The 17,635-nt window shown below is 68.4% G+C and carries 18 protein-coding genes; 8 read left to right on the top strand and 10 right to left on the bottom strand.

All coding sequences use genetic code 11. From position 1 onward, the window contains the following. The first annotated feature begins 106 nt into the window (after positions 1-106). Positions 107-1,000, top strand: coding sequence for a LysR family transcriptional regulator (locus tag AC07V5_RS03790; protein ID WP_495114247.1), 894 nt, complete (start codon positions 107-109; stop codon positions 998-1,000). Positions 1,001-1,055: 55 nt separating this feature from the next. Further along, positions 1,056-1,838 (top strand): YybH family protein, encoded by a 783-nt coding sequence (locus AC07V5_RS03785; RefSeq protein WP_495114246.1) that lies wholly within the window; start codon positions 1,056-1,058, stop codon positions 1,836-1,838. A 9-nt stretch (positions 1,839-1,847) separates the two neighbouring features. Here the strand turns inward: AC07V5_RS03785 and AC07V5_RS03780 are convergent, their stop codons facing one another. Continuing rightward, the gene (locus AC07V5_RS03780) at positions 1,848-2,747 is read right to left on the bottom strand and encodes a LysR family transcriptional regulator (protein WP_495114245.1); all 900 of its coding nucleotides are present in this window, start codon (positions 2,745-2,747) and stop codon (positions 1,848-1,850) included. A 100-nt stretch (positions 2,748-2,847) separates the two neighbouring features. Here AC07V5_RS03780 and AC07V5_RS03775 point away from each other — a divergent pair, with 100 nt between their 5' ends. Then, positions 2,848-4,446, top strand: coding sequence for a GMC family oxidoreductase (locus AC07V5_RS03775; RefSeq protein ID WP_495114244.1), 1,599 nt, complete (start codon positions 2,848-2,850; stop codon positions 4,444-4,446). Between the two features lie 17 nt (positions 4,447-4,463). After that, complete coding sequence (locus tag AC07V5_RS03770; RefSeq protein ID WP_495114243.1) at positions 4,464-6,410, top strand: alkyl/aryl-sulfatase; 1,947 nt, start codon at positions 4,464-4,466, stop codon at positions 6,408-6,410. 14 nt (positions 6,411-6,424) lie between these two features. Here the strand turns inward: AC07V5_RS03770 and AC07V5_RS03765 are convergent, their stop codons facing one another. From AC07V5_RS03765 to AC07V5_RS03745, 5 genes are all read right to left on the bottom strand, one after another. Then, positions 6,425-6,958, bottom strand: a complete 534-nt coding sequence (locus AC07V5_RS03765; RefSeq protein ID WP_495114242.1) for a nuclear transport factor 2 family protein — start codon at positions 6,956-6,958, stop codon at positions 6,425-6,427. Between the two features lie 89 nt (positions 6,959-7,047). Further along, positions 7,048-7,917 carry a LysR substrate-binding domain-containing protein gene (locus AC07V5_RS03760; protein ID WP_495114241.1) on the bottom strand — a complete coding sequence of 290 codons (870 nt, stop codon included), beginning with the start codon at positions 7,915-7,917 and terminating at the stop codon, positions 7,048-7,050. Positions 7,918-7,934: 17 nt separating this feature from the next. Beyond that, on the bottom strand, positions 7,935-9,074 hold the full coding sequence (locus tag AC07V5_RS03755; RefSeq protein WP_495114240.1) for an MBL fold metallo-hydrolase: 1,140 nt from the start codon (positions 9,072-9,074) through the stop codon (positions 7,935-7,937). A gap of 83 nt (positions 9,075-9,157) precedes the next feature. Then, complete coding sequence (locus AC07V5_RS03750) at positions 9,158-9,667, bottom strand: hypothetical protein (protein ID WP_495114239.1); 510 nt, start codon at positions 9,665-9,667, stop codon at positions 9,158-9,160. Further along, positions 9,664-9,786, bottom strand: a complete 123-nt coding sequence (locus AC07V5_RS03745) for a hypothetical protein (protein WP_495114238.1) — start codon at positions 9,784-9,786, stop codon at positions 9,664-9,666. Before AC07V5_RS03745 ends, AC07V5_RS03750 begins: the two co-directional genes overlap by 4 nt. A 123-nt stretch (positions 9,787-9,909) precedes the next feature. Between AC07V5_RS03745 and AC07V5_RS03740 the strand changes: the two genes are divergently transcribed. Then, positions 9,910-10,230, top strand: a complete 321-nt coding sequence (locus AC07V5_RS03740) for a hypothetical protein (protein ID WP_495114237.1) — start codon at positions 9,910-9,912, stop codon at positions 10,228-10,230. On the opposite strand, the gene AC07V5_RS03735 is transcribed toward AC07V5_RS03740, so the two are convergent. From AC07V5_RS03735 to AC07V5_RS03725, 3 genes are all read right to left on the bottom strand, one after another. Continuing rightward, entirely contained in the window at positions 10,227-12,284 is a 2,058-nt protein-coding gene (locus AC07V5_RS03735) for a sensor histidine kinase (RefSeq protein ID WP_495114236.1), read from the bottom strand. The two genes, AC07V5_RS03740 and AC07V5_RS03735, sit on opposite strands and share 4 nt — an antisense overlap. A gap of 263 nt (positions 12,285-12,547) precedes the next feature. Then, positions 12,548-13,249 carry a response regulator transcription factor gene (locus AC07V5_RS03730; RefSeq protein WP_495114235.1) on the bottom strand — a complete coding sequence of 234 codons (702 nt, stop codon included), beginning with the start codon at positions 13,247-13,249 and terminating at the stop codon, positions 12,548-12,550. 67 nt (positions 13,250-13,316) lie between these two features. After that, on the bottom strand, positions 13,317-13,718 hold the full coding sequence (locus AC07V5_RS03725) for a DUF1801 domain-containing protein (RefSeq protein ID WP_495114234.1): 402 nt from the start codon (positions 13,716-13,718) through the stop codon (positions 13,317-13,319). 537 nt (positions 13,719-14,255) lie between these two features. Between AC07V5_RS03725 and AC07V5_RS03720 the strand changes: the two genes are divergently transcribed. Beyond that, the gene (locus AC07V5_RS03720) at positions 14,256-14,570 is read left to right on the top strand and encodes an NIPSNAP family protein (protein ID WP_495114233.1); all 315 of its coding nucleotides are present in this window, start codon (positions 14,256-14,258) and stop codon (positions 14,568-14,570) included. A gap of 93 nt (positions 14,571-14,663) precedes the next feature. Continuing rightward, positions 14,664-15,044 carry a VOC family protein gene (locus AC07V5_RS03715; RefSeq protein WP_495114232.1) on the top strand — a complete coding sequence of 127 codons (381 nt, stop codon included), beginning with the start codon at positions 14,664-14,666 and terminating at the stop codon, positions 15,042-15,044. 33 nt (positions 15,045-15,077) lie between these two features. On the opposite strand, the gene AC07V5_RS03710 is transcribed toward AC07V5_RS03715, so the two are convergent. Beyond that, positions 15,078-16,130, bottom strand: coding sequence for a PEP-CTERM sorting domain-containing protein (locus tag AC07V5_RS03710; RefSeq protein WP_495114231.1), 1,053 nt, complete (start codon positions 16,128-16,130; stop codon positions 15,078-15,080). 186 nt (positions 16,131-16,316) lie between these two features. Here AC07V5_RS03710 and AC07V5_RS03705 point away from each other — a divergent pair, with 186 nt between their 5' ends. Next, the gene (locus AC07V5_RS03705; RefSeq protein ID WP_495114230.1) at positions 16,317-17,633 is read left to right on the top strand and encodes an SPFH domain-containing protein; all 1,317 of its coding nucleotides are present in this window, start codon (positions 16,317-16,319) and stop codon (positions 17,631-17,633) included. Positions 17,634-17,635 lie beyond the last annotated feature (2 nt).

Here is a 17,635-nt window from a genome sequence, read left to right as displayed (position 1 = left end):
CAGTGGCGGCCCTGTGAGTTCAATGTATTGTTCGAGCCTGTTCGGATAAATCAGACGAACAAGACATCACAATCCAATCCATCTAAACAATCTGGGCGAAAGCGCGATGGACCGACTCGATGCGATGCGCCTCTTCGTGCGCATCGTTGACCTGGCCAGCTTCACCAAGGCCGCCGACGAACTGCAGCTGCCGCGCGCCTCGGTCAGCCTGGCCTTGCAGCAGCTGGAGGCGCGCCTGGGCGTGCGCCTGCTGAACCGCACGACGCGGCATGTGAGCCCGACGCTGGACGGCCAGGCCTACTACCTGCGCTGCCAGCAGATCCTGCAGGACGTCGGCGAGGCCGAGGACTTGTTCCGCAGCGCCCAGCTCAAGCCGCGCGGCAAGCTGCGCGTGGACATGCAGGGCAACCAGGCCCAGCGCTTCGTGCTGCCCTATCTCGGCGACTTCCACGCCCGCTACCCCGACGTCGAGCTGGAGATCGGCCTGGGCGACCGCTTCGTGGACCTGGTGCGCGAGGGCGTGGACTGCGTGCTGCGCTCGGGCGAACCCAAGGACTCGTCCATGGTGGGCCGGCGCGTGGCCCAGCTGCGCCAGGGCACCTTCGCCAGCCGCGACTATTTGGCCCGCCGCGGCACCCCGCGCACGCTGGAGGACTTCGCCACTCATCAGGCCGTCAACTACATCGGCAGCAGCGGCCGCGTCCTGCCCTTCGACTTCGTCATCGATGGCGAGGAACGCAGCCTGACCCTGCCCGGCCCCGTCACCGTCAGCAGCGCCTCGGCCTACGGCGCCTGCTGCCTGGCCGGCCTGGGCTTCATCCAGGCGCCGCGCTACAACTTCGAGGATCAGCTGGCCAGCGGCGAGTTGGTCGAGGTCTTCGCCGATTGGCAGCCGGCGCCCATGCCGGTCTATGTGCTCTACCCCCATGCCCGCCAGCTGTCGTCGCGGGTGCGGGTGTTTGTGGATTGGTTGGCGGAGAGGATGGCGGTGGCGAGCTGAGCTGTACGGCCTAGGATGTGCGGTACAGGCTTGATCCTGGCAAGGGGCGCATTCGATGCCGATCTCCCGCACTCGCTTTGATCCTCTCCGTCGCGGCGCGTTGATCGCAGCAGCAATGCTCAGCCTGGCGCTCAGCCCGGTCCGGGCCGCCGAAGCGGTAGACCCGGTGATTGCCGAGGTCAAGGCGCGCGATGCCGAGCTGTCCGCGGCACATGGGCGCGGAGACATGGCCACCTATCTGCAAGGCCTGTCCAAACACTATGTCTACGTCGACGTCGGCGGCCGCCGCGTCACCGCCGACCAGCTGGCAATCCGGCGCGGCAACGACCAACTGCGGCAGGTCGCTTCCGAGACGCTGGAGGAAGAAAGCCTGCGCGTGTCGGACAGCGTGGTGCTGCTCAGCGGCCTGGAGCGCGGCAGCTTCACCTATTTCGGCGGCCTGCCCCGGCAGGGCAGCACACGGTGGACGGCGCTGTGGGCACGCGAGGACGATGGCCAGTGGCGGCTCGTCGCCGAGACCGCGACGCCGGTGACGGGTGATGGAGGCCTGCCCTTCACTGCTGCCAAGCGGCCTGAGGCCGAGGTTCGGTCCCGCCAAGGCGCATGGCTTCTGGACCTGCCTCAACCCATGCGGCTTGAGCTGAACGCCGAGCATGGCCGGCTGATCGGCAGCTTGCCGGGCCATTCAATCAAGCTGACTTTCGTGCCGGCTTCGCCGACGCACTATTACGCGCTGGAGCGCCCATTCGAACTGCGCTTCGGAAGCGATCGCCAGAAGCTCACCCTCGTCACCTGGGGCATCGAGACGGCCGCCCGGCGCGTTGCGCTGCCCCGCTGAGCCTGATCGTCAGCGACCCGAACCCGCCTTGAAGAGGCGGATGGCCGTCTCGGCCGCCGGCGCCAGCGTGCGGCCGCGCAGCCAGACGGCGTGGGCGTCCACGTAGAGATCGGCCATGGTCTTCAAGCCTTTGAGCCTTTGCAGGCCCAGGCCGGCAGCGGCGGGCAGGGCGTGGGGCAGCAGGGCCAGCATGTCGCTGTCGGCGGCCAGCCGCGCCAGCGTGCCGAGGTCATCGCATTCGACGGCCACCGGCAGCTCGGCCGGGCTCGCAAAGCCCAGGCCCAGGGCGACATAGGCATAGAGCTGGGGCGAGGTCGACACGATGCCCAGGCCGTGGCGCGTGAGGTCGGCCGTCGTCAGGCTGGTGGTGCCCGTCAGCGGGTGGCCGGCGCGGGCATAGACGCCGCCGCGGATCTGGCCCACGGGGGTGGTCTCCAGGCGGTTCTTTTCGTCCTGCAGCATGCGCCGGTCGGCGACGAAGAACTCGATGGCCTCGTCGGCCAGCAGCGTCATCAGGCTGTCCACATTGCCGTAGCGCACGCGGGCGACGATCTGCGGCGCCTGGCGGCGCAACTCGGCCAACAGTGGTGGCACCAGCACGGCGGCCGGCACCGGCCCGGCGCCAAAGGCCAGTTCGCCCAGCAGGCCGCCGCGCAGCAGGGCGGCATCGCGCTCCAGGCAGTCGGCGTCGAAGACGAGGCGTCGCGCTCGCTCCACCAACGTGCGGCCCGCCGGCGTCAGCACCGCGCCCAGCGGCCCGCGCTCGAACAGGCGCAGGCCCCAGTGCTCTTCCAACGCCTGGATGCTGCGGCTGAACGCGGCCTGGCTCAGGTGAACGCGCTCCGCCGCGGCGACGAAGCGGCCTTCGTCGGCCAGGGCGATGAGATGGCTCAGTTGGCGCAGGTTCATATGCAGAAAACGCAATGAATGGCGACTAATTATGCGTTGGACGTAATGGCCCTCGGCTTCCATCCTTCGGCCCCTGCAACGCAGGCAAGGGGCAAAGCAAGTGGAGTTCGATTACGTCATCGTGGGCGCCGGTTCGGCCGGCTGCGTGCTGGCCGCGCGCCTGAGCGAGGACCCGGCCGTGTCCGTCTGCCTGCTGGAAAACGGCGGGCCGGACAGCAGCGTGCTCATCCATGCACCGGCCGGCGTCGTCGCCATGGTGCCCACGCGCATCAACAACTACGCCTACCAGACCGTGCCGCAGCCCGGCCTGAATGGCCGCCGCGGCTACCAGCCGCGCGGCAAGACGCTGGGCGGCAGCAGCTCCATCAACGCCATGCTCTATGTGCGGGGCCACCGCCACGACTACGACCATTGGGCGGGCCTTGGCAACAGCGGCTGGAGCTACGACGACGTGCTGCCCTATTTCCGCCGCGCCGAGCACAACGAGCAGTTCGGCGACGACCCGTTGCACGGTCGCGGCGGCCCGCTGAACGTGACGCTGCCGCGCAGCCCCAGCCCCATCAACCAGGTCTTCCTGGCGGCTGCAGCGCTGCAGGGCCTGCCCCATGTGGGCGACTGCAACGGCGCCGAGCAGTTCGGCTCCTTCATCTACCAGGTCACGCAGCGCAACGGCGAACGTTGCAGCGCGGCCAAGGCCTACCTCACGCCCAACCTGGACAGGCCCAATCTGCAGGTCATCACCCACGCCCAGGCGACCAGGCTGCGCCTGGCGAACGGCCGCGCGGTGGGCGTGGACTATCGCGTCCATGGCCAGTCCCGTTTGGTGCGTGCGCGCCGCGAGGTCATCGTCAGCGCCGGCGCCTTTGGCTCACCCCAGTTGCTGATGTTGTCGGGCATCGGCCCCGGCGCCCATCTGCAGCGCATGGGCCTGGACGTGCAGCGCGACCTGCCCGGCGTTGGCCAGAACCTGCAGGACCACATCGACTATGTGCAGACCTGGCGCTGCCACTCGGCCACGCCCACCTTTGGTGTCTCGCTGCGTGGCGGCGTGCGCCTGGCCCGCGCCGTCGGCGAGTGGCGCCGCCAGCGCACCGGCCTGCTGACGAGCAGCATCGCCGAGTCCGGCGCCTTCATGCGCTCGGGCCTGGAAGTGGCCGTGCCCGATCTGCAGCTCGTCTTCGTCATGGGCATCGTCGACGACCATGCCCGCAAGCTGCACTGGGGCCATGGCATCTCCTGCCATGTCGATGTGCTGCGGCCGTACAGCCGCGGCACCGTCGAGCTGGCCGGGCCTGACCCGCTGGTCGCGCCGCGCATCGACCCGCGCTTCCTGAGCGACGAGCGCGACCTGGCTCTGCTGGTGAAGGGCGCACAGCTGCAGCAGCGCCTTGTCGAGTCCAAGCCCTTCGACGGCATCCGCGGCGACATGCTCTACCCGGTGCGTGCCGACGACGCGGCCAGCCTCGCCGCCGACATCCGCGCCCGCGCCGACACGCAGTACCACCCGGTGGGCACTTGCAAGATGGGGCACGACGCGATGGCTGTGGTCGACGACCGCCTGCGCGTGCATGGCGTGGGCGGCCTGCGTGTCGTCGACGCTTCCGTCATGCCGACGCTGATCGGCGGCAACACCAACGCACCCACCATCATGATCGGCGAGAAGGCTGCCGATCTCATCCGCCACGACGCGCGGCACTGAACCGGACGAGACAACAGATGAAGACGACGACCCTCTTGATGGCGGCCCTGCTGCTGGCCGGCTGCAGCCGTGAATCGGCCGCGCCCGCTGGCGACGCCAGCTCGACAACGGTGCAGGCCAATGCCGCCTTTGCCGCCAGCCTGCCGCTGGCCGATCAACAAGGTTTCGAGGACGCCAAGCGCGGCCTCATCGCCCGGCCTACGGGCAAGATCCTCGCGGCCGACGGCAGCGTCATCATCGACTTCGACGCCTTCAAGTTCGTCGACGGCGCCGCACCGCCCACTGTCAACCCCAGCCTGTGGCGCCACGCCAAGCTCAACGCCCAGATCGGCCTCTTCAAGGTCGTCGACGGCGTCTACCAGTTGCGCGGCTTCGACATCGGCAACATGACGCTGATCGAGGGCCAGACCGGCTGGGTCGTCGTCGACGCGTTGACCTGCCGCGAGACCGCTGCCGCGGCGCTGGCCTTCGCGCGCCAGCACCTGGGCAACAAGCCCGTCACGGCGCTGCTGTTCTCGCACAGCCACATCGACCACTTCGGTGGCGCGCTCGGCGTGCTGACGCCCGAGCAGGTGAAGGCCGGCGTGCCCGTCATCGCGTCCGTCGGCTTCATGGAAGAGGCCACCAGCGAGAACGTGCTCGTCGGCACGGCCATGGGCCGGCGCTCGGCCTATCAGTTCGGCAAGAACCTGGAGCGCTCGGCCAAGGGCTTGGTGGACACCGGCCTGGGCAAGGGCGTGGGCTACGGGACCTTCGGCGTGCTGGCCCCCACGGACCTCATCACCAAGCCGACGGAAGAGCGCGTGCTGGACGGCGTGCGCATCGTCTTCCACAACGTGCCGGGCGCCGAGGCGCCGGCCGAGATGAGCTTCTCCATCCCGGCGCTCAAGGTCTACGGCGGCGCCGAGAACCTGGCCCAGACCATGCACAACCTGCTGCCGGTGCGCGGCGCCAAGGTGCGCGACGCGCTGCGCTGGGCCGGCTATATGCAGGACGCGCTGGACCAGCTCGGCGATGCCGAGGTCTACGTCGGCCAGCACAACTGGCCCATCTGGGGCCATGAGCGCATTGCCGAGTTCATCACCAAGCACCGCGACGTCTACAAGTACACCCACGACCAGACCGTGCGCCTCATCAATGCCGGCCTCACGCCGGCCGAGATCGCCGATCAGGTGCGCCTGCCCAAATCGCTGCAGAACTACTTCGGCACCCGCGGCTACTACGGCGACCTGCGCCACAACGTGAAGGCCGTCTACCAGTTCTACCTCGGCGCCTACGACGGCAACCCCGCCCACCTCGACCCGCTGCCGCCGGTGGAGATGGCCAAGCGCTACGTCGCCCTGGCCGGCGGCGCCGACAAAGCCGTGGCCGCGGCCCAAACCGCGTTCGACACGGGCGACTACCGCTGGGCCGCCGAGCTGCTCAACCACGTCGTCTTTGCCGACGGCGGCCACAAGGCGGCGCGCGAACTGCTGGCCCGCAGCTACGACCAGCTCGGCTATGCGGCCGAAGCCTCCACCTGGCGCAACAGCTATCTGACGGCCGCCACCGAGCTGCGCGGCGGGGCTCCGAAGCAGGGCATCAACCGCGCCGCCTTTGTCGACATGCTGGCGCAGACGCCCGTCGAGCGCTTCCTGGAGGCCATGGCCGCCGGCCTCAATGGCCCGGCCGCCGAGGGCAAGGACTTCAAGATCAACCTCGTGCTGACGGACACGAAAGAGAGCTACGTGCTGTGGATCGAGAACGCCGTGCTGCACCACCGCCGTGCCGAGCCGGCCGCCGATGCGAACGCCACATTGACGCTGACACAGGGCTTCTTCGTGCGCATGATGGCCGGCACGGCAGGCGCCAAGGACATGCTGACTTCAGACGAGATCAAGGTCAGCGGCAGCAAGATCGACCTGGCCCGCTTCCTGGGGCTGATCGACAAGGCGCAGGGCACCTTCCCCATCGTTACGCGTTGACCAACGGAGCGGGTTCAGGACTTGTTCGCTGGCAGGCTGTCCACCGTGTAGAACTCGCTGGCGATCTTCCAATCGCCTCGGACCTTGAGCAGGTGCAGGATCTTCCAGCCCTGGCCGCCACCGCCCAGCTCGACGAGGCGGGTCTCGAACTTCAGCGACACCTGTGCGAGGTCGCCATCGCGTTCGATGTGGATGTCGTGGAAGCGCTGCGCGTACTTGCGGCCGCTCTCGAAGACCGACTGCCGAAAGCCCGCGTAGCTCTGAACCGCTTGCAACCCCTGGCCGAAGTTGGCGGGCAGCGAGCCCCGCACGCCGAGGAAGGGGATGGCCGTGTCCAGCAGCAGGCGCTCGAAGCCCGCGCGGTCGCCCTGGCTGACGCAGCGGGTGTAGGCCTGCAGCAGCTCGTTGATGCGCTGGTTCTCGGCGTCGGTGGGATCGGTGATGGTGGCGGTCATGGTCTTGGGGTCGGCCGCGAGGGCGGGGGTCGCCAGGCCGGCGCAGGCCAGCAGCAGGGCGGCGGCCATGCCGGAGTTCAGGGTCTTGCGCATCTCGGCTCGGGCGGTGAAGGGAGGCTCACTCTAGGAAGGCCGCCGCTCCACAACAAGCGAGAGTTTTTCGTCGGATGCTTAAGCGATGCTCAAGTGTTCGGCAGGCCCAAGCGGGCGCGCACGTCGTCGCGCACGATGCCCGCCAGCGCCGTCACGGCGGGGCGGTGTTCCTCGGCCTGGCGACGCAGCGACACCGTCACGGCCGGCAACTGCGGCAGGGCCAGGGCCGGGCCGACCGAGCGCACTTCGGGCGGCCGGTGCAGGCCTGCGCGCGGCAGCACGCCCAGGCCGGCGCGCGCCGCGGCCCACAGCGCCGAGACGCTGGTGCTCGTCAGCGCCACCTGCCAGGCGCGGCCCTCGCGCTGCAGCGCGTCCAGCGCTAGGCGGCGGAACACGCAGGGCGACTCGTACAGCAGCAGCGGCACCGGCTCGCCCGGGCGAACCGCCAGCGTGGGCGCGCCAAACCACTCGATGGGCAGCTGGCCGATGGCGTCGGGTGCGTCCGCCGGCTCGTCGCCAAAGGCCAGGCCCAGGTCCAGCCCGCAGGCGGCCACGCGCTCGCGCACCTCACCGCTGCTGCAGACCGACACGTCCAGCCGTACCGCGCGGTGGCTGGCCGAAAACTGCGCCAGCGTGTCGGGCAGCCAGCCGTCGGCAAAGTCCTGCGGCATGCCGAAACGCACCTCGCCCACCAGCTCGCCGGCCTGCAGGGCCAGCAGCGCCTCGTCGTTGAGCTGCAGCATGCGCCGCGCGTAGGCCACCAGGCGCTCACCCGCTTCGGTGGGCAGCTGCTGCCGGCCCACCTTGCGGAACAGGGCCTGGCCCAGCCGCTCCTCCAGCGTGCGCATCTGCAGGCTGATGGCGGCCGGCGTGCGGTGCAGCCGCTCGGCCGCCTTGCCGAAGCCGCCGAGGTCGACGGCCAGCACCAGGGTGCGCAGGGCGGCCAGGTCGAGGATCATGGTTGGGGTCAGTCGCGTCAGTCCAGGGGCCAGGGCATGGCCTTGGGCATCCTGCTTGGGTCGTCGGGCTCCACGGGCTTGGCGCGTTTGTGGCCGGGCGCCTCGGCCTCGCGCCACCAGGGCGTGGCCGGCTTGCCATGCGCCGGCTCCACGGCCTCGCCCAGGCGCGGCATCAGCAGCTGGGCGCCCTGCTTGGGGCCCAGCTCCAGCAGCGTCTCGGCCGGCGCGTCCCAGTCGTGCAAGGCCAGCGAGAAGGTGCCCCAGTGCACCGGCAGGAGGGCGCCGCCGCCCAGGTATTGCAGGGCCTTCAGCGCGTTCTCGGGGCCGAGGTGGATGTCGCCCCAGGACGGATGGAAGGCGCCCACCTCGAGCATGACGAGGTCGAAGGCGCCAAAGCGTTCGCGGATGGCGGCGTACTCGCTCGTCAGGCCGGTGTCGCCGCTGAAGAAGACGCGGTGTTTCGGCGTCTCGATGACGATGGACGACCACAGCGTGGCGTTGCGGTCGGTGAGTGAGCGGCCCGAGAAATGCTGCGACGGCGCCGCATGGATGCGCAGTTCGCCCTTGGGCGCCTGCCAGTGCTCCCACCAGTCCAGCTCGACGATGCGCTCGGCCGGGATGCCCCAGGCTTCCAGGTGAGCGCCCACGCCGAGTGAGGTGATGAAGGGCACGTCCTGCAGCTTCACCAGCTCCTTGACCGTGCCCATGTCCAGATGGTCGTAGTGGTCGTGGGAGATGACGACCGCGTCGAGCTTGGGCAGGGCCTTCAGCGCCAGCGGCACGGGCTGGAAGCGCTTGGGGCCGGCCAGTTGCGACGGCGAGGCGCGCTTGCCCCAGACCGGGTCGGTCAGCACGCGAAAGCCATCGATCTCGATCATCACCGTGGAGTGGCCCAGCCAGGTGGCGCGCAGGCCGGTGTCGGTGGGCTTGAGCCAGGCGTCCAGCGGGTTGACCGAGGGCAGCGTGCCGCCGGGTGTGCGGCGGCCTTCGGAGCAGAGAAAGTCACCGAGCGACGGCCGCTCGGTGCTGTCGCGCAACCCCGGCTGGATGGGGTGGACGTTGCGAAACCCCTCGCCCCCTTCGCGCACCAGGTATTGCTTTGAGCCCCGCATGCGTTCGAGACGGAGGCCGGTGGCGCGTTTGCCGAGTGATTTCATCGGGGATCGGAAGAGGGGCAGGCCTGCCCAGTTGGTAGCACGGTGCGGGCTTTCAAGGCGGGCCTGCGTCTTTAGCGCCGTCTTTAGCGCGAATCGCGGCGCAGCCGGGCCAGCAGCTCCCGGGCCATGACTTGCGCCTGGTCGACGGCGGTGAGTGATTGCGCGTCGTCGTTGTCCAGCCGCCCCAGGAGCTTGTCGCAAAGCTCGCGCGCCTGCGGGTCCCGCGCCTCTGCCAGGCCGCCGAGTATCCAGACGGTGCCCATGGTGCGCAGGGCCAGCAGTTCTTCCTGCGTCAGCCCTGCGGCTTCGGGTGCGGACCGCACGGCAGCCGACAGCTGGGAGTCGAGCTCACGGAGGTCGGCCAGCAGCGCGGCATGGCGCGTCTTCCAGGCCGACAGCGATGTGGTCCAGCGGGCTGCCTCGTCGGGAAAGCGCCGCGAGCACGCACGGACGGCCGTGTTGTAGCCCCCTTCCCCATAGAGGTTGCTCAGCATCAGCAGCTTGCCGGGGTCGTTCGGAGGCTGCGCCCAGGTGGGCAGGTTCATCGCGAGGCCCAGGCCAACCAGCAGGCCGATGGCTCGCAGCACGGTCATGTCAAGCCTCGGCAATCGCCGCGATCAGGGACGCGCGCTGGCGGCTTGGCGGCCTTCGGCGTGTAGACGCCGCCGCCGCCGTTGAGCAAGGCATACACCTCGTCGGGCAGGAACTTCATTCGCGACTCCTGGGGCTGCTGCGCTGATTGTGCGGGGCCGGCGTGCGCCATGCCGAACGCCACGGCCTTGAAATGCCGCCCGGCGGCGGCATCTGCGCTGGGTAGCCGATCACCGGATGAATCATGCCTTCTGTCGTCCAGCTCACCGTCCCGTCCGAACTGCTGTCCCTGGCCCGGCTTGCGCACCTGCTGCAAAGCCTCGAAGGCCTGGGCCGCGCGGCGGACCCGCATCAGTACCAGCTGCTCGTCCAGAAGCTGGCCGCCGAGCTGCATGAGCAGCAAGGCCACGAGGCTTTGGCTGGCCTGCTGGATCACTTTCCCGCCGCGGCCGAGGTCTACGAGAACCTGCAGTACGCCCACGCCGGGCTGTGCCGGGCGCCGCTGGAGATGTCGCTCAGCTCGGAGTTGGCGGCACGCGAGCTGTTGAGCCGTGTGGGCGCCTAGGAGCGCCTCAACCCGATCCCGAACACGACGCCATCCACCGCGTTGCGCGCCGTGATGCTGCCGCCCATCTTGGCCAGATAGGTCTTGGCCACAAACAGCCCCTGGCCGCGCCGTTGGCCGTCCTGCGGCTCGGCATCGCTGACGCCGTAGTCGAAGATGCGCGCGAGCTGGTCGTCGGCGACCTGCGGCCCCTGGTTGTGGATGTCGACGGTCGCAAGCTCGCCCTCGGCGTGCAGGGCCAGCGTGATGGGCGTGCCGGCCACGCGGTAGCGGTCGGCGTTGGTCAGCACGTGGGTGATGGCGTCCTCCAGCGGGTACTCGTCGGCCTGCACCCAGACGGGCTCCGGCGCGGGCATGTAGGTCACGCCGGCGATGCCCGCGTAGGCGGCGTTCTCGGCCACCTGGCGCAGGAAGGCATCCAGGTCCAGCCGGCCCACCGCCAGCGTCGCGGCAGCCAGGGCCTCGCTGGGTGAGGCCTGGCCGTACAGCACCTTCACGGCCTGCTGCATGCGCTGCACATAGCGCCGGCTCGGGTCGGTGTCGGCCGCGTGCAGCAGCATCAGCGACTGCAGCGGCGACATGATCTCGTGGCCCACGGCGTGCCACTGGTCGTGCTCGCGCTCGGCGCGCAGCTGCTCGCGGCGCAGGCTGTCACGGGCGTGCTGCAGCAGGTCGGCCAGGCTGCCGGCCAGGATGCCCAGCTCGTCGCGGCCGCGCAGGTCGGCCACGTCCAGCGTGCCCAGCTCGAAGCGCTCAGGCTTTTGCAGCTGGTGGGACAGCGCCGCGGCCCGCTTCGTCAGCACGGCCACGCGACGGATCAGGCCGATCTCGATGATGAGCCAGGCCAGGGCTATTGATCCCAGCATCGCGCCCACCGGCCAGGCCAGGCGCGCGGCGCTGGCGCTCAAGGACCGGTCCAGCCCCTGCAGGTCGCCCGTCAGCGTCACGTCGAAACGGCCGGCCGGCGTCGTGACGCTGTCCTTGGCCATCAGCGTGCGCGGCGTGGCCGGTGCGGGCAGGTGCTGGATCAGCGCGGTCAGCCAGGGCGAGGGCGGCGCGCCGGCCTCTTCGGCACCCTGCAGCAGCGCGACGACATTGGCGCCACGCGTGATCTGCAGCGTCTCGCCCGGGGCCAGCGTGCCGGCCAGGCGGGGCAGCGTCAGCGGAGGCTGCGCGCTTGCGGAGGCGCTGTCGAACAGCGTCGTGCCACCGGGGCCGAGCAGCGCCAGGCGCAGGCCGGTGCGGGCCAGGTCGGCGGGCGGCCACTGCGGGCCGCCGGGGCGGAACAACGCCTCGCGAAAAGCCTCGACCGGCAGGCGGATGGACACCGTCGTGCGGCGCGGGCAGGGCTCGGCCGCGCTCAGGCAAGGCCCCTCGCGCCAGACCCAGCCGCGAAAGTCCCGCTGCGGGCGGGCCTTGGCGCGCAGCGTGGCCGTGTTGTCGCCGCCGTCCACTGTGAAGCCCGGCAACTGGCCCCGCTGCGCGTCCAGCATCTCGACGGGCGCGAGCCAGTGCTGCTCGGTGCCGCCCTGCTTCAGGCTGATGCGCACGCGGTGCACGTCGGCCAGGTCCAGCGCACCGCGCTCGCGGCTCTGCAGGGGTGGCGCGTCGAGGGCGGCGACGAGGTAGACGAAGCCCCCCGCGTAGGCATTGCTGCCCACGGCCGCGCACAGGCTGGCGCCGCCCGGGTATTGCAGCGCGCAGCCGGTCATCTCCACGGCGCGCTGGGCCTTGGTCGCGTCGTCGAAGTCGATGGCCGCGAAGGGCAGCAGCAGCGGCGCCACCCAACCGGCGTCGACCTGCGCGGCCTCGGGGTTCAGCAGCGCGAGCTGGCCCGACGGATGGCGCAACTGGGCCACGATCTCGGCCAGCGACTTGGCGAAGGTCTGCTCGTAGCGCTGCGCGTTGCGCTGGCGCTCCTCGTTCAGCAGCGCGACGGCCAGCGCCAGCGTGGCCAACGCCAGCGCAATGAAGACGAGGTGGAAGACGATGCGGTTGCGGAAGGCCGCGACGCCGAGGCGCGGCATGTCGAAATCGACGCGGCCGAGCTTCATCCGTGGGACCTGATAGCGCTACGGGAATCGGTGCGAGAAGGTCTGCGCGGGTGCAGGGCTAGGCGACGCGCTGAAGCCCGGGCTGGGTGCCCGGGCAAGGCGCGCAACGACGCCATGCGCCCGCGCAGACCTTCTCCCGAAGGGTTGTCACTCAAAAACCCGCGCGCGGCGTTGCGAAGCCTCGCTGGGGACGACCCCAGCTTCGACTTCGCGCCTTGCTCGCGGGCTTTTGAGTGGCAACGCATCCGATCCCCGTAGTGCTATCAGGCCCCAGTCCAGCGGAAACCGCGCATGGGAATGTTCTCGATGCCGTCGAACGTCGGGTCCACGTCCCGGAAGGCATCGCGGATGGTGGCCACATGTTTGCGCACGTTGTCGCGGTTGCGGCCGCTCTTGACGACGTCGAACAGCTCCTCGTAGCTGACCACCTCGCCCGTGCGCGCATGCAGCGTCGCGAGGATGCGCTGGGCCGTCAGCGGCAGGTTGATGCGCTGGCCGCGCCACATCGGCGTGCGCTGCTTCAGTGGGTCGAGCTGCAGCGTCTCGTCATTGACCTTCGCGCTGGGCTTCGGTGCCGGCTCACGCAACCGCGCGGTGCGCAGGATGTCGAGAAACGTCTCGACGAACTCGGCCTCGTCGAAGGTCGTCTTCTGCAGATAGTCCCAGGCGTCCAGCGCCTTCATGATGCTGCGGTAGATGGCAGCCGGCATGGCCGATACCACCAGCACCGGCGTGCCCAGGCCCTGCTTGTTGATCTCGTTGATCAGCGCCACGCCGGCATTGCGCTCGCGGCCCAGCTCGATGTCGAGCACGACCAGGTCGTAGCGTTCGCGCAGCAGCGCGGCTTCCGCCAAGTCGCGGTCGAACCACTGGTCGACGGTCAGTTCGGGGCGGGCGTTGCGAATCCAGCCGGCCAGCTGTTCGCTGGTGGTGGGGTCGTCTTCGATGACGGCGATGCGGGGCATGGCGGGGATTATCTGGAGCCCTGCCGGGCCGGCCCTGGAAGGATTCTTCCGCCGTGCCGTGCAGGCCTCAGACGTGGTGGATCCAGTCCTTCAGCAGGACCTGCAAGGCAGGCAGCCTGGCTGCGAAGTCGGCGGCGGAGGCGAATTCGACCTGAGCGCGATCACGACCCAGCCACTTCAGCAGGCCGCTCGGGTCCGCAATGGCCAGCCCGCCCTCAGGCAGATCGCGTGCCTTGGCGCCCAGATGCAGGATCAGCCCGAGGCCGGTCTTGCTGCGCAGATGCGTGGTGGCGAAGTACTCGGTGGTGCGCCAACTCGGCGCATTCCACTTGATGCCTTCGGCGATGGACGGGTCCACGGCGAGCATGGCCTGGCGCAGCGTCTCGATCTCGGCCTTGAAGGGGTGAACGAGGGGCGCCATGAACTGGTCGACGGCTTGCGAGGTGTCGGCGGAGGTCAGCTTCGGCATCGTGATCCTGATGTTGGGGCTGTAACGCCCAGTGGCGCCTCCAGGCTTTTCGGCGCACCGCTTTTTGCTGATGGTATGCAGCAGTGACCGTCGCGCAAGACCACGTTAGCCTCGCTTATGGGCTTGAAAATCGAACTCGCAATTGGAGCGTCCGCCGTTTTCATCGGCCTAGCGCTCATGATCTCTGGCAAGCAGCTGTGCCGCACTAGCTGCTGGGTAGATGACATCTTTCGATTCTTTCTACCGGAGCGCATGGCATCACTCGCAGGCGGTATGCCCTGGGTATTTGCGGGCATTGCGATCATTGGCTGGTCACTCTGGAGGCGTCTGAAGTGAACCTGGTGTCCCATCTCAGACGAACCCATCGCGCTAGCTGACTTCCCTCATTAACGTGAGTGAGGAGCGTGCTCGATGTGGAGGACCGCTTGCGCAACCTCGGATAGCTAGCCTCATTTACCGGAGCCTGCACGGCTTCTAGGGCTGCGCGCACCTCCACGCAACGCAGAATCCGTGCGTCACCGACCCACGACCCGCTTCATGATCACCTGCTACCTGCGCTACGTCATCGATCCCAACAAGGTTCAGGAATTCGAGCACTACGGCAAGCTCTGGCTGCCGCTGGTGGCGAAGTTCGGTGGCACGCACCACGGCTATTTCCTGCCGTCGGAGGGCGCCAACAACATCGCACTGGCCTTGTTCTCTTTCCCGTCCCTGGCGGCCTATGAGGACTACCGCAACCGGTCATTGCAAGACCCGGAATGCCAGGCCGCTTTCGCGTATGCGAAGCAGACGCAGTGCTTCCTGAGCTATGAGCGCAGCTTCTTCAGGCCCGTCCTGGCAGGCGACGCCTAGCCTTCCCATCCTGGTGGCGCCGGCTGGGCTCCCGTCCTATGCTCGATGCCCGGCCAGCCTCCAGCGTGACCGGGTCGAGCGAAAGGACTGCAAATGCTGAACAGCGCTCCCGTCACGACCATGCTCCCCGTGGCCGACATGGCCCGCGCCCGGGCCTTCTACGAGGGCTGCCTGGGCCTGGTGCCCGGCGGCCTGAAGCCGGACGGCAAGTTCGTCTACAGCGTCGGCGGCAGCACGCTGGCGCTCTTCCCCAAGCCCGGTGGCACCAAGGCCGACCACACGGCCATCAGCTTCAAGGTGGACGACATCGCCGCCAGCATCGCCGAGCTGAAGCGGGCCGGCGTGGTGTTCGAGGACTACGACTACCCGGACTTCAAGACGGTCGACCACGTCTGCGTGCTCGGGTCCGAGAAGGCGGCGTGGTTCAAGGACACGGAGGGCAACTACCTCTGCATCCACGAGGATCTGGCCTAGCCGCCCGTCACCTCGTGGATGTGATGCGGGCTCTTATGGGCTGCGCCGACGTTTCATGACGCCCAGCAGGCCCAGGCCCAAGACGAGATACAGCACCGTCGCCGGCTCGGGGACCGGTGTCAACAGCAGTGCCGTGCAACGGGAGCCATTGCATCCCGTGGCTGCGATCTGACCGCTGTCATTGATGCCCTGGACAACATTGACCGTCCAGCCACTAGTCGGATCAATCAGGGAATTCAAATCCACGGTTGTTCCATTGGTGTAGAGGAAGCCGTGAAACTCGGCACCGCCAGGGAAGCCGCTGAAATTGAAGGAGAAGGTGCCGACGACCTGACCGGCCGAATTTACGCCCGCAGCGCTGCTGCCTTCAGCGCCAGCCGGATGGATATCCAGCATTTGATGGTTGGTATACAAGAATGCATGCATCTTGCCATTCGAAGTGAATGATTCGCCAGCGATCTGGCCCAAGTCATTGACATCGATGCCTCTTGCGTACGTGCCGCCGAGCGTACCCAAGCCTAACGTCGTGCCATCCTTGTACAGGAATGGCTGCTGGTCATTGGCAGTTGCGGCAGCACCGGTGATATAGCCCGAGTTGCTGATGGCCGATGCCCCGATGGACGTGCTACCCAAGGGGGCAGGCAGCCACGTCATATGCCCGGCTTCATACAGGAACGCCCCTTGACCAGTACCGCCTACCACCTGACCGGCATTGTTGATGCCGTAGGCACCACTACCGCCGGTATCGCCGACCAGCAGATTGGCAAGCGTCCCTTGGTGATAGATGACGGCGTGGCCACCTGAATTTCCGACGACGTCCCCGGAATCGTTGATACCCGTCGGTAAGAAATCACCCAGGTAAGTCGTGGCGTGGGCGTCGAAATAAAACGCCTGAGTTTGATTCTGCGAGATGGGGCCCCAGCCGAGTACCTGCCCACTGGCATTGATGCCGGTGACCTGGCTGCTGAGGAGTTGTGGCGCATTCAGCGCGGTGACCGTATATTGGGTCGCGGCCTGAGCAATATTGAAAATACCCGCTGCCAATAGGACTGCGCCCCCCAGGGCCATCTTCTTGTAACTCTTCAAAATCCCCTCCATCAAATATCTAATAGAAGCTTTGGCAGCATATTGGTAGCGAGCCGACTGCCGCCGCTGCCGCCCCCCCGATCCGCGGGGGGAGGCTGCGGCAGAGCGCTTAGGAAGATTCCTTCCACCCTCGCGGAAGACACCCACCCCGACGTCCCCTCGTTCCTTCCCGCAGCAATGGGAACCATGGCCGCCATGCATCGCAACAACAACCCAGCGATGCAGAACGCCCAGGAGCCCTCCATGCTGCAACGCCTCAAGACCCTCGCTGCTTCTATCCGCAACGCCTTCGGCCGCGCCGCCGACAACGGGTTTGATGTCGACCCCGATGCCACGCGCTCCCTGCGCCGCGTCCTGCCCCCGCTGCTCGCCCTGACGGCCGTCACCGCCGTGGGCTATGCCGTCGTCATGCACCCGCCCGTCCAAGCCGTGCCCCACGGCCAGGCGGCGCTGCGAACCAACCAGTTCAGCGGTGGCGTGACCGAGTTCCGCGACGGCAGCTTCGTCCGTGTCCCGGGCCTGCATGAAGTTCGCTTCTTCCCGCTGCGCGACCAGAGCTTCCACCCCGGCTCGCTGGCCAAGGCCGGCGGCCCGTCGCCGTTGCAGTCGGTCGAAGGCCTGTCGCTGGGCCTGGACATGACGGTGCGCTGGGGCGTGGACGCCAGCCGCCTGGCCGAGCTGTCGCGCAAGCTGCCCGATGACATCGAGGCCGATGTCATCGCACCGGCCGTGCAGGCCGTCGTCTACAAGCAGATCGCCAAGCGCACCGTGCGCGAGATCTTCTCCAGCCAACGCGCCGAGATTGCCACAGCGCTGGAGGCCGAGCTGCGCACCAAGCTGGCTGCCGATGGCATCGTGTTGAAGGGCGTGCAGATCGGCTCCGTGGACCTGCCGCCGGACTACCGCCGCGGCATGGACCAGATGCTGTCGGACAGCCTGGCCAGCGAGCGCATGCGCTACACGCTGGAGATTGCCGACAAGAAGGTCAAGGAGACCGAGCTGCAGGCCGCCGCCGACAAGGTGCGTCGCGAGACGGCCGCCGAGGCCGCCGGGCGCGAACAGATCATTGCTGCCAAGGCGCAGGAGGAGGCCATGAAGCATGTGCTGCCCTTCAAGCAAAAGCAGATCGAGCAGCGCGCGCTGGAAGCCCAGGCCGACAGCGCCGCGCGCATCCAGCAGGCGGAAGGCCAGGCCAAGGCACGCCGCATCGAGATCGACGCCGAGGCCGCTGCGCGCCAGAAGCTGGCCGATGCCGAGGCCTACCGCGTGGTGCAGGTGGGCAAGGCCAACGCCGGCCAGATGGCCACCGAGGGTGCGCTGCTGACCAAGCACCCGCTGCTGATCCAGAAGGCGATGGCCGACAAGCTCTCGGACAAGGTGCAGGTCATCATCGCGCCACCGGGCTCGGGCGGCTTCATCGGCAACGCGCTGCTGGGTGGCGTGGCGCCCAAGGCCACGCCGGCCGGCGCCGCGGCCGAAGGCACCGAAGCGGAGAAGGAGTAAGC

This window comes from Roseateles sp. GW821-FHT02E12, from assembly GCF_059421665.1.
The sequence above is the reverse complement of the archived record's forward strand: the minus strand, read 5'-3'. Positions and strand labels throughout refer to the sequence as shown.

Excerpts from the sequence above, each read along its gene's own strand:
- AC07V5_RS03770 (WP_495114243.1), top strand. The coding sequence starts at position 4,464 with ATGAAGACGACGACCCTCTTGATGGCGGCCCTGCTGCTGGCCGGCTGC.
- AC07V5_RS03740 (WP_495114237.1), top strand. The coding sequence starts at position 9,910 with ATGCCTTCTGTCGTCCAGCTCACCGTCCCGTCCGAACTGCTGTCCCTG.
- AC07V5_RS03745 (WP_495114238.1), bottom strand. The coding sequence starts at position 9,786 with ATGAAGTTCCTGCCCGACGAGGTGTATGCCTTGCTCAACGGCGGCGGC.
- AC07V5_RS03725 (WP_495114234.1), bottom strand. The coding sequence starts at position 13,718 with ATGCCGAAGCTGACCTCCGCCGACACCTCGCAAGCCGTCGACCAGTTC.
- AC07V5_RS03790 (WP_495114247.1), top strand. The coding sequence starts at position 107 with ATGGACCGACTCGATGCGATGCGCCTCTTCGTGCGCATCGTTGACCTG.
- AC07V5_RS03730 (WP_495114235.1), bottom strand. The coding sequence starts at position 13,249 with ATGCCCCGCATCGCCGTCATCGAAGACGACCCCACCACCAGCGAACAG.
- AC07V5_RS03705 (WP_495114230.1), top strand. The coding sequence starts at position 16,317 with ATGGCCGCCATGCATCGCAACAACAACCCAGCGATGCAGAACGCCCAG.
- AC07V5_RS03765 (WP_495114242.1), bottom strand. The coding sequence starts at position 6,958 with ATGCGCAAGACCCTGAACTCCGGCATGGCCGCCGCCCTGCTGCTGGCC.
- AC07V5_RS03750 (WP_495114239.1), bottom strand. The coding sequence starts at position 9,667 with ATGACCGTGCTGCGAGCCATCGGCCTGCTGGTTGGCCTGGGCCTCGCG.
- AC07V5_RS03755 (WP_495114240.1), bottom strand. The coding sequence starts at position 9,074 with ATGAAATCACTCGGCAAACGCGCCACCGGCCTCCGTCTCGAACGCATG.
- AC07V5_RS03780 (WP_495114245.1), bottom strand. The coding sequence starts at position 2,747 with ATGAACCTGCGCCAACTGAGCCATCTCATCGCCCTGGCCGACGAAGGC.
- AC07V5_RS03735 (WP_495114236.1), bottom strand. The coding sequence starts at position 12,284 with ATGAAGCTCGGCCGCGTCGATTTCGACATGCCGCGCCTCGGCGTCGCG.
- AC07V5_RS03760 (WP_495114241.1), bottom strand. The coding sequence starts at position 7,917 with ATGATCCTCGACCTGGCCGCCCTGCGCACCCTGGTGCTGGCCGTCGAC.
- AC07V5_RS03715 (WP_495114232.1), top strand. The coding sequence starts at position 14,664 with ATGCTGAACAGCGCTCCCGTCACGACCATGCTCCCCGTGGCCGACATG.
- AC07V5_RS03720 (WP_495114233.1), top strand. The coding sequence starts at position 14,256 with ATGATCACCTGCTACCTGCGCTACGTCATCGATCCCAACAAGGTTCAG.
- AC07V5_RS03785 (WP_495114246.1), top strand. The coding sequence starts at position 1,056 with ATGCCGATCTCCCGCACTCGCTTTGATCCTCTCCGTCGCGGCGCGTTG.